Genomic DNA, 16,728 nt, shown 5'->3' on the forward strand with positions numbered 1-16,728 from the left:
ATATAAGATTCATCTGTTGATAAACCAGATAGAACTTCAACCTTATCACCAAAAGATTTTCCTAAACGCAACCAGCGTAAAACTGCTGTGTTTTGCTGGCTTACTGTATAAATTCCAGAAAGTTGACCATGTGTGATTATCGCTTTATTAGGAATCATAATCGTCTCTCCAACATCACTCCCTTTAGTTGTAATTGCAGAAAATTGAACAGTAGAAAACATACCAGAACGCAAGTTTTCGTTCTTAGAACCTAAACTGATTTTCACTAAATACTGACCTCCAGAATGTGCAGATGAAGTACTCACTTCGGTTACTTTTCCTTTAAATTCTGAATTAATAGAAGACACAACAACATTTACATTTTCACCTTTTTTAACTTGTGAAATAATTGATTCCGGAACCCTTGCAACAACTTCAAAACTTCCAGGTGTCTCTATAGATAATAAAGGCATACCTGGATTTGCCATAGCACCTTCATCGATAAATTTTGCGGTTACCACACCACTAAAAGGTGCTTTTACATTAGTATATGCAAACTGCGCATTAATTTCATTTTTCATTTGTTGTGCAGACTCTAAACGTGCCTTTGCCATATTGTAATGTGCTGTAATATCATCGAGTTCTTTTTGAGACGCACTATTTTGTTGAAATAAGTTTTCAAATCTGTTATAATCCTTTTCAGCAATATTAAAAGCTGCCTTAGCTTCAGAAATACCTGCATTTACTTGTGCTCTTTTAGCCTGTAAATCGCTGTTGTTAATGGCTATTAAAACCTGACCTCTAGATACCTTATCACCAATCTTAACGTTTATTTTTTCAACATAACCCATTAAACGCGTGCTAAGATTAGCACTGTTTTTAGCCTCAATAGAACCACTAACCACTAATGGTGAATTATCTTGATTGGCGGATACTTTAGCAACAGTTACTGCTATTGGCTTAGAATTATCTTTTATATCTTCTTTTTGGTCTTGTCCACAGCTCATCAACGTAATGATAAATGTAAAAGCAAGTATTTTATGTATAGATAATGTCTTCATTTTAGTTTGTAGTTAAAAATTTTAAATAAGCTTTAGTGCTGTTATATTCAAAAATGGTTTGATAATATTCTAATTGTTTCTGTGCGTATTGTGTTTCGGCAATTAGCAAATCGGTTGTCTTTTCCAGACCTTCTTTAAACCGGTTGGTTCTAATTCTTAGCGCTTCTTTAGATTGCTCAACTGCTAATTGTGTAAGCTCTAATTTACTTTCAGCATCCGATAGTAAGCGTTTGGTTTTGTTGAGCTCCAACTTACTTTTAGACATATATTGCTCATACTCTATTTTAGATTTCTCAAAAGATGCTTTAGATTTTTTAGCTTTTCCAAATCGTTTGGTGCCTTGAAGAATATTCCACTTTAACTCAGCTCCAATCAAGTAACCATCTGCACCAAATTGAAATAGATTATCGTCATACATCTGATAGCTTCCAAAAGCATTTAAAGTTGGCAGAAAGCTCATTTTATCAGACTTATACATAGTCTCTCTTGCATTTGAAGCTAATTGCATCGCCTTAATATCTGCACGATTTTCAGTAACACTTTCAAAAGATGCTGACATAGACGCATCTAGCATTAAGCTATCCTTAGGCTGTAAGATTACATCAGATTGCTCATTCATTAAAAAGGATAAATAGTTTGAAGCATTTTTAACATTGCTTTTTGCTGTTTGCAAATGATTCTTCACTTCAGTAACTCTAACCTCAACAAGTAACACATCTGATCGTTGCAAATAGCCTTGCTCAAAACTATTTTGAGCCAATTGCAAATTTGCCTCAGTCGCTTGCAATGCCTTTTCTAAGACTGAAACCGCTTTATAAGCTAACTGCAATTGCATATAAGCATTTTCCACCTCAAAGTTTACATAATCCTTAACACGATCTGTTTGCAAAGCCATAGCATCCATTTTATACTTTGCCGCTTTGCGCTGATAAAAACCATCCATATTAATTAAGGGTTGCTGAAACTCAAAAACCGTAGCATAATTTTGAATCTGACTAGGATCATTCAATAGATCTGGCTGAAAATCTGCTTGCGTTACAATTTCTTGATTAAGTTTGGTGCCAAATGCCATAAGCGGATTTGTAGTTGCAATTGCCGTATGAGAAACTGAAATATTAGGTAAGAAAACAGCATTGGTTTGCTTATAATCTCCTTTGGCTTCATTAAAAGCTTCAACCGAAATTTTGATACTTTGATTAGCTTCTGAGACCTTGCTTAATACTTCTGGTTTTGAAATCGATTTTACCCCTTGCGCATGATGTGCTGATATAAAACCGAAAAAACAAATTGTTATGAAATATCGAAGTTTATTCATGTCCATTTTTATTTGATTCAAAATTAAGATGAGTAATTCTTACACTTCGTAACAAAGGTTACTAAAGCAACAAACACCTATAAACAAAGGCACTTCATAATAGTAACATTAAAAACTTCAATCGATATATAAAATAGATACTTCATTTTGTCTATTTAAGCTTAAGCTGCAACTATTATTTTAAAATGTTTAATTAAAAGATTAGGACAGAAAAAAAAGTGCTGTAACGTAGATATGATGACATTTATCATATTATTTCAGCTACTAAAGAAATTAATTTTGCGAAATAAACACATATTAAATTCATGGCCTCTATCGAAACCTCTATAGCAACTTTAAAAGACACTGGATATTTAAAAATAGATACACCCAATATTGATTATGTAGCAGAAATAAAAAGGCTTAAAGAAGAAAAAAATGCTGTATTACTTGCTCATTATTATCAGATTGATGAAATACAAGAATTAGCTGATTTTGTTGGAGATAGTTTAGCTTTAGCACAAAGAGCAGCAAAAACTGATGCTGATATGATTGTGTTTGCTGGTGTACATTTTATGGCAGAAACTGCTAAAATTCTTAATCCAAACAAAAAAGTTGTTTTACCAGATTTATTAGCTGGTTGTTCTTTGGCAGATTCTTGCCCACCTAAAGAGTTTTCAGAATTTAAAAAACAGCATCCTAATCATAAAGTGGTGACTTACATTAATTGTTCGGCTGAAATAAAAGCCTTGAGTGATATTGTTTGTACATCTTCTAATGCTCGAAAAATTATTGATTCTTTTGCTGAAGACCAACCTATCATTTTTGCTCCTGATAGAAATCTTGGCGCTTATCTAAATAAAGTAACAGGAAGAGATATGCTACTTTGGGATGGATCTTGCATTGTTCATGAAGCATTTTCAATGGAAAAGCTAATCGACTTATTTCAAGAGCATCCAGATGCAGAGCTTATTGCACACCCAGAATCTGAAGCTCATATGCTTAAAGTTGCCAAATATATTGGTTCTACTTCTGGCTTATTGAATCATGTAAAAAATAGCGATAAGAAAAAATTTATTGTAGCAACCGAAGCTGGTATTTTATTTGAAATGTTACAAGAAAATCCTGATAAAATAATTATTCCTGCGCCAGCAAAGGAAGATAACACTTGTGCTTGTAGCGAATGTGCTTACATGAAAATGAATTCACTTAAAAAATTGTACTTGTGCTTGAAGTACGAATTACCAAACATTGAAGTTGACAAAGATTTGGCAAAAAAAGCTATTGTACCAATCAACAGAATGCTAGAACTTTCTAAATAAAGACATGCTATGGTTTTAAAAAAGTCTAAAACTGAAGTTGATGTATTAGTCATAGGTTCTGGTGTTTCAGGACTGACTTTTGCAGTAAAAATGGCGAGTACTTTTCCCAATTCAAAAATTGCAATTGTTACTAAAGATGAAATCAGCGAATCTAACACCAAATACGCTCAAGGTGGCATTGCAACAGTTTTTAACAAAACGGTTGATAGCTTTGAACAACACGTACAAGATACATTGCTTGCAGGAGGTGGCTTATGTGATGAAGCTGTGGTAAGAATGGTTGTAGAAGATGCACCAAACCGATTACAAGAACTTATAGATTGGGGAACACAATTTGATAAAAATGAACAAGGCAATTACGATCTTGGTCGCGAAGGTGGTCACTCTCAACATAGAATTTTACACCATACAGATGTTACTGGTGCCGAAATAGAACGTGCGTTAATCAGTAAAGTTAAAACACTAAAAAACATTGATGTTTTTGAACATCATTATGCTATTGACTTAATTACTGAGCATCAAGTAAAAAAGAAAAAAACGAAACGGAATTCTAAATTATCGTGCTACGGAGCTTATGTTTTAGATGAAAAAGAACATAAAGTTATCACTTTTGTTAGCAAATATACCATGCTAGCTTCTGGTGGAAATGGACAAGTTTATACAACCACAACAAACCCTGTTGTTGCCACAGGAGATGGTATTGGAATGGCTTATAGAGCTAAAGCTGAAATCGCAGATATGGAGTTTATTCAGTTTCATCCTACGGCTTTATATAATCCTGGTGAACACCCAGCATTTTTAATTTCTGAAGCTGTTAGAGGCTTTGGTGCTAAACTGAGAACTTTTGATGGTGAATTGTTTATGCATCATTACGACAAGCGCGAAGAATTAGCGTCTCGCGATATTGTTGCCAGAGCTATCGATAACGAATTAAAGAAAAGTGGTTCGCCACATGTCTATTTAGATTGTACGCATTTGGATATGAAGAAATTCAAAGCACATTTTCCTAATATTACTGAAAAATGTGTCTCTTTAGGAATCTATGTTGAAAAAGATTATATTCCTGTAGTTCCTGCATCACATTATATTTGTGGAGGTGTTAATGTGAATAAAAATGCTAAAACATCCATTAAAAAACTCTACGCTTGTGGTGAAGTTACAAGAACAGGATTAAATGGTGGCAACAGATTAGCTTCCAATTCTTTATTAGAAGGCATCGTTTATGCACATAGAGCTTTTAAAAGCATTTCAAAGAAGCTTCAGAAAACTAAAGCACCAAAAAATGTACCTATTTGGAATGACACAGGAGTGATGAAAAACATGGAGAAAATTCTAATCACACACGATAAAACCGAAGTACAAACCATTATGACCAATTATGTTGGCATTGTACGTTCTAATGAGCGATTGCTACGTGCCGAAAGGCGCTTAAAAGTACTTTACAAGGATAATAAACGCTTGTATGACCATTCGGAATTATCGTCTGATTTATGCGAGCTTAGAAACTTAATTACAACTGCATATTTAATTACACAGTTTTCAATAAAACGTAAAGAAAATTGTGGTGGATTTTATAGTTTGGATTTAATGGAATAAGAAAATAAACTAAAACTCTATATTTAAACAAAAAAAGCTAGCTATCAATTCAGGCTTTTCTTTACTTTAGACTTATTATTTTAGTTTCTATATCATTAACTTTTTCAGTCCAAAATTCTACAGCTTTTTTTAGATCAATTTTTCTTCTTTTTTTAGTTCCAGTTATAAATTCATTCGGTAAGCTGAATAGAAAATGACTGTTTTTATTCCAATCTCTATTCTTTTCACTTTCATTTTTTGGCTCTACTCTTGTCATCCAAAATCTTAGACTTTCAACATAGACGCCTTTTTTTTCAATTAGAAAATCAATCAATGTGTTTTTATCTTTTGGAATATAACCAGGTCCGGAACATCCACAAGAATGAAATGTAATTCCTGTTTCATAAAGATCTTTGATATGGTTCCAAGCTTTTAAATCAGACTTCTTGGGTGATTCAAAATCTAAACCCATGTTTGCTGTAATGCTTCCACATTCAGGGCATTTATAAGGTTGCTTTTCCCAATCCTTAAAATCCCTATCAATATCTACCATCAATCTTCTTTTAAATGTTTTTCTACATTCAAAACATGCATAATGTGGTTTATATGCATTAATTCCGTATCGACACATTTTTTATCAAATTATATTAATTTGTTACATCGTTACCAAAACTAATATTTTAATCCTCAACATTTCAGAATAACCGAAATAAAACAACCCTAAAAATCAGCATTCAAAATTTCACCAGCCAATTGCATTAGTTCCAACTCTTTCAACTTTGCATCGTATTTTGCTACATTTAATGCGGTTTGCGCATTGAGTAAATTGGTTTGAGATTGTCTAAACTCTATTGACGTTACCTGACCTAATTTGTACTTTTCGTGTGTTCTATTAAAATTATTTTGAGCAGTATCTAAATTGCTTTGTTGAGCATTATAAATAAACAACTTATTATTGTAGTCTTCCCATGTATTAGTTAAGGTATTTTCTACGATAACTAATTGCTGCTCATTTTGAATTTTCTGATTTTCCAAAGCAATTTTTGCATTGGCTACTCGCGTTTTTGTAGTACCACTATCAAATAAATTCCAGCTTAAATTTAATCCTGCATTAAATCCTGTATTTGTTGACTCTGCTAAAAATGATGTTGATGGGTTAATGCTTTTATTCCAACCATAAGAACTTGTAAATCCTAAACTTGGTAAATAACCAGATTTATTGGCCATAATAGAATATTCATTTATTTTTAGATTAGACGCATTTTGTTTTAAAACTACATTATTATCTTTTGCTTTAGCTAGCAATTCTTCTAAACTCAACAAACCAATAAACTCAACTTCTGTTTCAACATCATAACTAACACCTTTATTAACACCAAGAGCTACATTAAGGTTTCTTTTAGCATTTGTATATTGTTGTCTACTGTTTAAAAAACTAATACTATCATTATTCACATCAACTTCAGCATTTAAAACTTCTAACTTTGTATTTTGACCATAATTGTACTGATATTTAGCTCTCGTTAATCTTGTTTTTGAAATCTCTAGCGCTTCCTTTAGATTTTCTGTGTTTTCATATAATTCAGCAACTTGAAAATACAAATCATAAACTTGTAAATATGTATTCTCTATGGTCTCACGGGCTTGTAGTTCTGTTAAACCATAAGTCTCTTTAAGTTGTTTATAATTATACTTTCTCCCTAAACCATCAAAAATGGTGTAGTTAAGATTTACTGAAGCATTATAACTCTTGGTTTCTGCACCACTTACACTAGTTTCATTTCCATCTTGCCTTACTATATCTTGATTGTCATTTCTGTATGTAGCTCCTGCACTTGTACTCAAAGTTGGTAAATGATTGGTGTTAAATACACTTGCATTATTCTTAGCTACTTCTACATTATTATTGGCAATTTTAACACCATAATTATGCTCTAAAGCGGTAGCTATGGCCTCTTTTTTAGTTAGTAATATGGTTTCTTGAGCATTACTAAAAATGCTAAATAAACTTAATATGAATATATATTTATAATTCTGCATCGTGTTCTGATTTTTGTTCAATAATGGCTCTTTCTACTTCTTCTCTGGTAACTTTTTCTCCTGTTCTTAACCACTTAAAGAATACTTTAATTGAGTTACCGAGAGATAATAGCAACGGTAGCATTACTAATGTTAAAACAGTAGCAATACCAATTCCGTAAGAAATAGCAACTGCCATTGGTTTTAAAAACTGTGCTTGCCTACTAGTTTCCCATAGCAATGGCATTAATCCTGCAATGGTTGTTATTGAGGTTAAAAATATAGCTCTAAACCTTGATAGTCCTGCTTTATATAAAGCCTGATCGTATTTTAAACCATCTTTTAAATAACCATTAAATTTTCCAATGAGTACTAAGCCATCATTCACAAGAATTCCTATTAAAGCAATAATTCCGAGCGCTGATAAGATATTAATAGGAAATCCGTGAATATAATGTCCCCAACCTACTCCAATTAAACTAAACGGAATCATAAGCATAAGTAGCAACGGCTGATCGTAACTTCTAAATGTAAATGCAATGGTGATATAAATTAATAATAGAATAATTGGAAAAGTTGCTTTTGCTGAATTCATTGTTTTTAAAGCATCTCTGTTTTGACCTTCATACAAGGCTGAAACTGTTGGATACTTTGATAAAATTTCTGGAACAATATTTTCTCTAATGTTATCTACAGCATCTGTTGCACTATCTTCAATATTTTTTAATTCTGAATAGACTTGAATTTCTCGTTTTCCTTCTAAGTGATTAATAGCTACCTGACCTCTTTTGATAGAATAAGTAGCGATTTCTGAAAATGGCACTTTATTTCCTAAAGGTGTATTAATCCACATATCATCTAAGTTTTTAATCGATGATCTGTCCTCTTTTTTATAACGAACCCAAACTTTTATTTCGTCTTGTCCACGTTGAAAACGTTGTGCCTGAAAACCAAAAAAACCATGACGCACCTGACTCATTACAGATTGCAATGTTAAACCTAATAGATAAGCATTTTCTTTTAAGTTGATCTGAACTTCTTTAATACCTTTAGGGTCATTATCTCCTATATCTTTTAAGTTTGGTACTTTTTGCATCGCAGCTTTTAAGTCTTCTTTGGCAGCTTTTAGTTCTTCTATATTATTTCCTAATAATGAAATAGCAACAGGACTTCCTCCTATTCTCCCTCCAGAACCAAAGCTTAAACTTTCTATACCATAAACCTCTCCTACTTTGTTTCGTATGGCATTAGTAATTTCCATCGATGAAAAGTCTCTAGATTCACCTGGTAATAAATTAACTGTAAGCGATGCATTTGAGGTTCCTGGACCAATTCGTTTTATAACATTCTGAACTACTTTTTCGTTTCCTGTTTGCTTTTTGGTGTATTCATCACTTATTAACCAAACCGATTTTTCAATTTCAGAAATAATAGAATCAGTGATTTTTTCATTGGTTCCTTGTGGCATTTTTAAATTAACACTCACCCTATCACTTGCAATTCTTGGAAAGAAATCACTTCTAATTACTCCGCCTTGAATACTAGATATGGTTAGGATAAGTAATGCTATTGGAATCGCAAAACCTAATACTTTATTTCGCAAAAAGAATTTTAAAAATGGTGCATAAATATGATCTCTTATGTAGAATAAAAATGTTTCAGATTTTTGGTTTACTGAAGTGAAAAATTGATTAATTTTTGATTTTTGCTTAGTTTCTCCTTTGCGTTGTAAAGCCTTTGAATGTGCTATATGAGCAGGCAAAATAATTAAGGCTTCTATTAATGATATTGAGAGTGTTAAAATTACGACTGATGCAACTTCTCCAAAGAATTTCCCTATTCTTCCATCTAAAAAATAGAACGTTGAAAAGGCTAATAAAGTGGTAATAATAGCCGAAACTATTGGTGGAATCACCTCTATTGTTCCATCAATTGCTGCTCTAATTGGGTTTTTACCTTTTTCATAATGGTTATAAATATTTTCGCCAATTACAATACCATCATCTACCAAAATACCAATAACGATAATCATTCCGAAGAGCGATAATACATTAATAGTTACACCTATCATTGGAGCAAACACAAACATTCCAAAAAATGAAATTGGTAAACCTGCTGCTACCCAAAATGCTAATCTTGGATTAAGGAATAATGATAAAAACAGTAACACTAAACAGATTCCTATAAATCCATTTTCTACTAACAATTGTGTACGTTCTATCAATGGAATAGATTGATCACTTGCAACATTAATTTGTACATTGTTATGCTCTTGATTAAATTTATCTATATAATCATTAACATCGCTTGCAGATTTTAGTAAATCTTCATTGTTTGTATTTGTTACAGAAACATTAAGTGCTACATTACCATTAAAATAAATTCTATCTGGTGTTTCTGACCATGTATCTTTTACAGTTGCTACATCACTTAAGCGAATAATGTTTCCTGATGCATCAGTTTTTACAACTGTACTTAACAACTCTACACCTTGATATTTTTTGTTTCGAGCTCTAATTAAATAATCTTCATCTGAGGTTTTTATGTTTCCTCCTGATATTAGGATATTAGCACTAGAGACAGCATTGGCTACTTCTTGAAAGCTTAAATTATAGGCTCTTAAATCTGTTTCGCTAACAGCTATATCAATTTCTTCGTCAGGAAAACCTGTTAAAGAAACTTGTGAAATACCTTTTATACCTCGCAAGTCATTTTCTATATCTCTGGCAAATTGCTTTAGGATTACTAATGGTAAATTATCTCCACTAACAGTAAAAGAAATAGTTTGTCTTACAGCTTCTACCTTTGCTACAACAGCTGGCTCCATTCCACTAGGAAATGATGGTACACGATCTACAGCATTTTTAACATCTGCTAAAACAACATCAATGTTTTTACCCTTTTCAACCTCAACAGTAATAGTTGCAAAATTTTCTTGAGATACTGACGTTACACGTTCTACGCCTATTGTTCCTTTTAAGTTATCTTCAATTTTTAATACAATACCCTCTTCCATCTCCTCTGGCGAAGCACCTGGATAGGTCACAGTAATAGTTATAGTTTCTGATTCTGATAAAGGAAAAAAGGAAGATTTTAAGTTAGAAACACCAACGATACCAAAAACAATAAAAGCAATAATACAAATGTTTACAGCAACTGGATACTTTATAAAATAAGTGATTATTTTTTTCATTACTCTAACTCTTAATTCTCTTCGTCAATTAGCTTTTTTACTAACATACCATCGTGCGCACCAGGAATTGGTTTTGACAAGATGTCTGTTCCGTTTATTAATCCTTGAATCACTACTGTTTCATTAGTAAAATAAACTGGTTTAATAGCTCTTAAGCTCAAAACTGTATCATTAACTACATAAACTTTTGTGTCATTTACCAATAGTTTTCTAGAAATTTCAATAGCATTATCAATCTCCTTAGTTTGAAGTGATGCATTTAAGTACATTCCATCTCGCAATCCGTCACCTTTTACTTGGAGATATGCTTTAATGGTTTGTGTCGTTTGGTCTACTTTGGCATTAATTCTAATTACTTCTGCCTTCCAAGTTTTAGTATTATTGATGTTACTTACATCTACTTTATTACCAACTTTTAATAAATCTGCATAAGCCTCGTTGATGTTTACTTCTAACTCAAATACAGATGTATCAATAAACTCACCTAGTTTCTGACCAGAACGTACTAAAGTGCCTTCGGTTACCATAGCTTCGGTTAGTACACCCGAAAATGGTGCTCTAATTCGGTATTTTACCAATTTAGCCTCCAAATTCTTTACATTATAATAGCTAGTATTTATGCCTCTTCCCGAAATGAAAAACTTTTCTTGATCTGATGTTGTTTCTGGTAATTTTGGAAGTGTCTTATTAATGTCTAAACTGTTCAAATAGTTTTGCCACTTTGGATAAGCATCAGGATAATCTAACTGAATATCTGGCATTACAGAAGTTAAACTATTAAAAAATGTACTCTTTTGTGCTTGTAAATTGGCGTAAAACTCATCACTATTGATGGATAAAATCGTTTGTCCTTTTGAAAATTTTGTTCCAGCTTTTATGTCTTTATTTGTTTTGTTTAAGACACCTTGAACTTCAGCATATAAATCTATTTTACGTTTTGCTGAAAGGTTTCCGCTTGTAGTAATTGCTACAGGAACTACTTTATTCTTTACTGTTTTTGTATAAACAGTGTTTACAATTTTATTGAAATTTGGTTTCTTTTTTTGTTTGCTATTAGCAATTTTTCCTCCAACAAAAAATGCACCTACTATTAACAGAATGCTTAAAATAATTATGATTAGTTTTCTCATGGTTAGTACTTATAATTTTTCTGATTGTTCACCGAAATTGTTTTGTGCTTTTTTAAGAATATTTATTACTATTTTTTTTTCTTCTTTAGTGATACCCTTCTCAAGAATTTGAATGAGTTCTTTAATTATTGGTTTACATTTAGAAAACATTTCTTTGCCGATGTTTGTTAAAAAAACATTGTTACATCTCTTATCATTTTCACATTGTAATCGTTTTATATAGCCTTTTTTTTCCATCTTACTCAGTAGTCTTGCTAAGGAAGATTTGTCTCTTAATACCAAAAAAGCCAATTCGTTTTGGTTTATGCCATCATTATCATGTAATTTTTTAAGAACAATCATTTGTTCTTTAGTAAGGTCTAGTCCATTTTCTTTAAAACCTTTATGTAAATAATACTCTGTAATTTTTACAGTTTTACCCATCCAAGGTGCCAAAGAATTTTCAAAATCTATATCATTAGACTTCATAACACAAAAAGTTTAAACAAAAGAAAAATAATTTACTGTGTTCAAGAAACACTTTATACCAACTAGCAAAATGTCTAGACAAACATGATATTACGTCTATATTAACAACAAAAACAATATTCAAAACCTACATTTATTTATTGTAAATTGAAACACAATAATGCAAAACTATAATAAAGGCACTATTAGTTGCATATGCAACTAATTAAATATTTGTTAAAAAAACCGCTTATAGCTAGATAATAAATAAACCATATGAATTATTAAGGTTAAAACAATCAAAGAGTATAAAAAAGAGAGCCTAAAAAAGGCACTCTTTTCTATAAACTTCTAAAACTCACACCACTATAATAATTCAATCTAATGTTCTTTAACAGCTCTATAAAATTTATAATCTATTAATAAGATATAGAGATTTCTAATGATTAATTACAAAATTAAGATGAGTAATTCTTATACATCGTAACAAAGGTTACTAAAAGTAAGAAGCACCTTAATTATAAGGTGCTTCTTAACACTAACCAAAAAACCTAGAAATTAGGTTCAATTTGAACATAACCCACATGCTCAATTAAAATTCAAAATTAAGTAAGAGGATAATTCTACAAAGTCACATTTGTTACACAATAAAATACCAAACTAAAGTACATTTAGGCTTTAATTTTTATTAAAGAACTATTAGAATTTAATAGCTGATTATTTTAAACAAATGAAAATAGGGATACATATAATTTCATTTTTTTTAGCAATTCTAATTCTGTCTAATAGTTTAAGAGCATCATTAACCTATTCATATTATAAACTAGACCCTTTAAGTTTTATAGAAGCATTATGCGAAAATAAAGATCAACCTGAACTACAATGTAACGGAAAATGTCAGCTAAGGAAAGTAGCTCAATCTCAAGATAGCTCAAAAAAAAGCCCTGAAAATATTATTGATTTTAAAGAGTTAATACTATTTACTTCACCTGGAAAGGATTACAAATTATTATTAAAATTTTCGCACAAACAAAAGCCAGTTAATTCATATCAAAACCTATATTCATATCTTAATATTATAGATTGGTTTCATCCTCCACAAGTATAATTTCTTTTTTTTTACTAATGCAAACTTATTTTAATATAATAAGTAGACTCTTAAAAATACAGTTTGGTAACGTCTGTAGTCATAATTCATATAAGAATTGCTTAGCTATTGTATTTAAAACTATATAAATATTCATAAATAGATAATACAATTAAATAGCGTTTGCATTAGACCACTAATTTTTATAAAAACAAAATATACTTTAAATGAAAATATTTTATGGTACACTTTTATGTGTACTAATTACAAGTATGTCTTTTGCTCAAAAAGAAGTTAAAAAAGACACAACAAATAAAAAGACAACAAAATTAAATGAGGTAGTTGTTACAGGTAACATAAAAACAGACCCAATACTAACGGTTCTCTCAAATAAATACACAGAGAACATTGTACAACCAAAAAATGTAGCAGATTTATTTAACAATATTAATGGATTTTCTTCTATAAAACGAGGCAATTATGCAATTGACCCATCATTTAGAGCTTCGCAATACGAACAGCTTAACATTCAATATGACGGAGGTACTAAAGCTATGCATGCTTGCCCAAATCGTATGGATCCAATAACCACTCACATTATTCCTGAAGAAATTTCAAAAATTGAAATTATAAAAGGACCATACACAGTAAGATATGGTGCAACATTTGGTGGTGTAATTAACATGGTAACCCAAAAACCCAATTATGAAGATTACGGGTTGCATGGTAAAATTTCTGGAGGTTATGAAAGCAATGGCAACTCTTTTGTTAACATGGCACAGTTGCAATACATAAAAGAAAAATATGATATTGTAGCTAATGCTGGTTATAGAGATTTCGGAAATTACAAAGATGGTAACGATATAGAAATTCCTTCATCTTTTAGAAGCACAGATTATGGAGTTAAGATAGGCTATAATGTTTCTGAAAGTCAGAGGTTACAAGCTCATTGGCGACAATCTTTTGGCAGAGATGTTTTACATGCAGCATTACCTATGGATACAGAGTATGACAACAGTAGCATTATTTCATTAGATTATAAACTAGATAATATTAACAAGACTATAAAATCTATCAATGCTAAAGTTTATTATAGTTATGTAGATCATCTAATGGTAAACAAAAAAAGGCCTTCTTTTAATATGGTAGAAGCAACATCTAATGTAGATGCCACAACCACAGGTGGTAAAATAGAATTACATTGGCAACCTGTAAAGAATTTAAACATTTTTTCTGGTATTGATATGCTTAACATCGCCAGAGATGGTAAAAGAGAGCGTCTAGTTAAGGTTATGAACGGAAACCCTTTATCAGAACCAATGTTGTTTACAGACAAAGTTTGGCAAGATTCATATATCAATGACTTAGGAGTTTTTACCGAAGCTAAATATAGTATTAGTTCAAATACAATTTTAACTGCTGGTATAAGATACGACAACGTCATTTCAGACATTAAAGATCCTGAAGCTGATTTTGAAGACATGTATGATTTAAAAAACCGTACCGAACATAATATAAGTACTACAATCTCTATAAAGAAAATTGTTTCAGATAACTTTACACTAGAAGCAGCATATGGTCGTGGTGTACGATCTGCAAATATGATAGAGCGCTTTATAAATCACTTTAGTGTTGGGCAAGATCCTTACGAATATGTAGGTAACCCTAACTTAAAGGCAGAAGTAAACAATCAATTTGAAATTGGATTTAAAGGTCACCAACCTTTAAGAAATGGTTTTAACGCTTTTAAATATGAAACTTCATTTTACTATTCATTTTTTGAAAACTATATCGTTGCAATTGTAGACGAAACCATTGATCGTAAGTTTATGCCAATGGCACAGCCGCAGCATGCCAAAGTTTTTAACAATCTTAATGAAGCATATAAAACTGGCTTTGAAATTAAAACAGAATTAGATTTTCTAAATGACTATTTTGTAAAAAGTGAATTTGCCTATGTATATGCAAAGAATAAAGATTTAAATGAATCTTTACCACTTACTCCTCCTTTTACTACACGCTTATCTACAGGAATAAAAAAGGAAAACTATTGGGCAAACTTGCAATACAATTTAGTATCTAAGCAAACTAATGTTTCTAAAAGTTTTGGAGAAACAACCACTAATGGTTATCAAACCTTAGATGCTCGTTTAGGAATAAGGTTAATTAAAAATTTTACTTTAGGTATTGCTGTTTTAAACATCTTTGATGAAGATTACAACAACCATCTCAATTTTTCATTTAGAAATCAGGCCAATTTTGGTCGTGTACCAATAACAGAACCTGGACGAAATTTTTCAGCATTTTTACAGTATAAATTTTAAATCACCTCATGGTTATAACTTGAAAATTACATTTCAATTTTCAAGTTATAACCATAAAAACTTAATTTTTGATTATTTCTAGTTTTTTCAAAAGAAAAAGCAAAAAAAGAAAAGTTAGAAAAACTTATATTAATTAAGTCTCAAATACATAAAACTAAGAAGCAAAAAGCAATAAGAAAGATTAATATAGAAATTTTCCAGAATAGATGCGCTTTTTTTAGTTCCATAAAGTAAAATGCCACTAAAAAGAATTTTATAAAAGTAATGACTAAAATGGCAACAAAAGAATAAGAAGCATCAAGCATTGAAAACAAAGCCATTAAAGCTATAGAAATTAACAAAAATAGGTATGTGATATTTATAACTTTCATGCTAAAACATTAAATATAAAACAGGGAAAAGTAACAACCATATTAAATCGCACATGTGCCAAAAAGCAGCACTGGCTTCAAAATCATCTATATTGATATTTTCTTTTTTCTTTTTTAAATCGAAATAGATAAACCCGAGAATAACCAAACCAACCAATACATGAATAACATGAAATAGTGTTAGTAACCAATAGAAATCAAAAAAGGTATTGTAACCTAATGTTAAACCTTCTTCTATCTTAAAGTAATACTCGACACTTTTTAGAACAAGAAACAATAAGCCACCCAAAATAGTTAATATTAAAAATTTTAATGACGATTTATGCTCACCTTTTTTTATTTGATGAACCGATAATGCCATAAAATAACCACTAGTTATCAGGAAAATGGTATTAATTGTTCCATAAGCTAAGTTTAACCGTAACTTAGACTCGTGAAAAATTTCTAGTTCTTGCCTACCATAATATACCATGGCAATAATCGCCATTCCGAAAGTGATTAACTCTAAGAAAATAATAATCCACATCAGTATACCTCCTGGTGGATAGTACATTGACTGTTTTATGGTTGCTTTATCCATTTTTTGTGTTTTAATCCCAATCTAAAAGACGTTTTTGTCCTTTTAAACCTCTAATGTCTGTAACATCTTGAGACATTTCAATAACGCCTCTGTAAGTTTTATCTTTATCTCTTATGGCAAAATATCTAATATGTATCATCTGCCCTCTAAAATCGAACCAAAACTCAGCAACATCTTTCGTGCCTGCTTTAAATTCTTTTAAAATACGTAATACCATATCTACACTTTTTGGTGGATGACAAAAACGTACTTCTCTACCTATAATACCTTTGCTTCTAGCAAATACACGATCTTCTCCTCTATTATAAAAAATCACTTTATCATTTTCATCTACATAAGTAATATC

At 31.0% G+C, this 16,728-nt stretch carries 14 protein-coding genes; 4 read left to right on the forward strand and 10 right to left on the reverse strand.

Features of this window, described 5'->3' with window-relative positions:
* A partial coding sequence (locus N4A42_RS12220) for an efflux RND transporter periplasmic adaptor subunit (RefSeq protein WP_294074398.1) occupies nucleotides 1-1,040 on the reverse strand: 1,040 nt, incomplete at its 3' end.
* 1 nt (nucleotide 1,041) lies between these two features.
* The gene (locus tag N4A42_RS12225; RefSeq protein ID WP_294074400.1) at nucleotides 1,042-2,355 is read right to left on the reverse strand and encodes a TolC family protein; all 1,314 of its coding nucleotides are present in this window, start codon (nucleotides 2,353-2,355) and stop codon (nucleotides 1,042-1,044) included.
* A 305-nt stretch (nucleotides 2,356-2,660) separates the two neighbouring features.
* Here N4A42_RS12225 and nadA point away from each other — a divergent pair, with 305 nt between their 5' ends.
* A complete protein-coding gene (nadA, locus tag N4A42_RS12230) occupies nucleotides 2,661-3,656 on the forward strand; it encodes a quinolinate synthase NadA (RefSeq protein ID WP_294074402.1) in 996 nt (331 codons plus the stop codon).
* A 9-nt stretch (nucleotides 3,657-3,665) separates the two neighbouring features.
* On the forward strand, nucleotides 3,666-5,252 hold the full coding sequence (nadB, locus tag N4A42_RS12235; RefSeq protein WP_294074404.1) for an L-aspartate oxidase: 1,587 nt from the start codon (nucleotides 3,666-3,668) through the stop codon (nucleotides 5,250-5,252).
* A gap of 61 nt (nucleotides 5,253-5,313) precedes the next feature.
* On the opposite strand, the gene N4A42_RS12240 is transcribed toward nadB, so the two are convergent.
* The 5 genes from N4A42_RS12240 to N4A42_RS12260 form a co-directional block, all read right to left on the reverse strand.
* On the reverse strand, nucleotides 5,314-5,784 hold the full coding sequence (locus N4A42_RS12240; protein WP_294074406.1) for a hypothetical protein: 471 nt from the start codon (nucleotides 5,782-5,784) through the stop codon (nucleotides 5,314-5,316).
* Between the two features lie 167 nt (nucleotides 5,785-5,951).
* Nucleotides 5,952-7,271 carry a TolC family protein gene (locus tag N4A42_RS12245; RefSeq protein WP_294074408.1) on the reverse strand — a complete coding sequence of 440 codons (1,320 nt, stop codon included), beginning with the start codon at nucleotides 7,269-7,271 and terminating at the stop codon, nucleotides 5,952-5,954.
* A complete protein-coding gene (locus N4A42_RS12250; protein WP_294074410.1) occupies nucleotides 7,258-10,443 on the reverse strand; it encodes an efflux RND transporter permease subunit in 3,186 nt (1,061 codons plus the stop codon). Before N4A42_RS12250 ends, N4A42_RS12245 begins: the two co-directional genes overlap by 14 nt.
* An 11-nt stretch (nucleotides 10,444-10,454) precedes the next feature.
* Nucleotides 10,455-11,573, reverse strand: a complete 1,119-nt coding sequence (locus N4A42_RS12255; protein ID WP_294074413.1) for an HlyD family efflux transporter periplasmic adaptor subunit — start codon at nucleotides 11,571-11,573, stop codon at nucleotides 10,455-10,457.
* Nucleotides 11,574-11,582: 9 nt separating this feature from the next.
* A complete protein-coding gene (locus tag N4A42_RS12260; RefSeq protein ID WP_294074415.1) occupies nucleotides 11,583-12,041 on the reverse strand; it encodes a MarR family winged helix-turn-helix transcriptional regulator in 459 nt (152 codons plus the stop codon).
* Nucleotides 12,042-12,750: 709 nt separating this feature from the next.
* Between N4A42_RS12260 and N4A42_RS12265 the strand changes: the two genes are divergently transcribed.
* Entirely contained in the window at nucleotides 12,751-13,128 is a 378-nt protein-coding gene (locus N4A42_RS12265; RefSeq protein WP_294074417.1) for a hypothetical protein, read from the forward strand.
* A gap of 206 nt (nucleotides 13,129-13,334) precedes the next feature.
* Nucleotides 13,335-15,431, forward strand: coding sequence for a TonB-dependent receptor (locus N4A42_RS12270; protein ID WP_294074419.1), 2,097 nt, complete (start codon nucleotides 13,335-13,337; stop codon nucleotides 15,429-15,431).
* Nucleotides 15,432-15,571: 140 nt separating this feature from the next.
* Here the strand turns inward: N4A42_RS12270 and N4A42_RS14560 are convergent, their stop codons facing one another.
* From N4A42_RS14560 to N4A42_RS12280, 3 genes are all read right to left on the reverse strand, one after another.
* The gene (locus tag N4A42_RS14560; RefSeq protein ID WP_367172514.1) at nucleotides 15,572-15,802 is read right to left on the reverse strand and encodes a cytochrome C oxidase subunit IV family protein; all 231 of its coding nucleotides are present in this window, start codon (nucleotides 15,800-15,802) and stop codon (nucleotides 15,572-15,574) included.
* Between the two features lies 1 nt (nucleotide 15,803).
* Nucleotides 15,804-16,382, reverse strand: a complete 579-nt coding sequence (locus tag N4A42_RS12275) for a cytochrome c oxidase subunit 3 (RefSeq protein ID WP_294074420.1) — start codon at nucleotides 16,380-16,382, stop codon at nucleotides 15,804-15,806.
* 10 nt (nucleotides 16,383-16,392) lie between these two features.
* A partial coding sequence (locus tag N4A42_RS12280) for a PAS domain-containing protein (RefSeq protein ID WP_294074421.1) occupies nucleotides 16,393-16,728 on the reverse strand: 336 nt, incomplete at its 5' end.

The sequence above is a fragment of the Winogradskyella sp. genome, assembly GCF_025210595.1.
Classification (GTDB): Bacteria; Bacteroidota; Bacteroidia; order Flavobacteriales; family Flavobacteriaceae; genus Winogradskyella.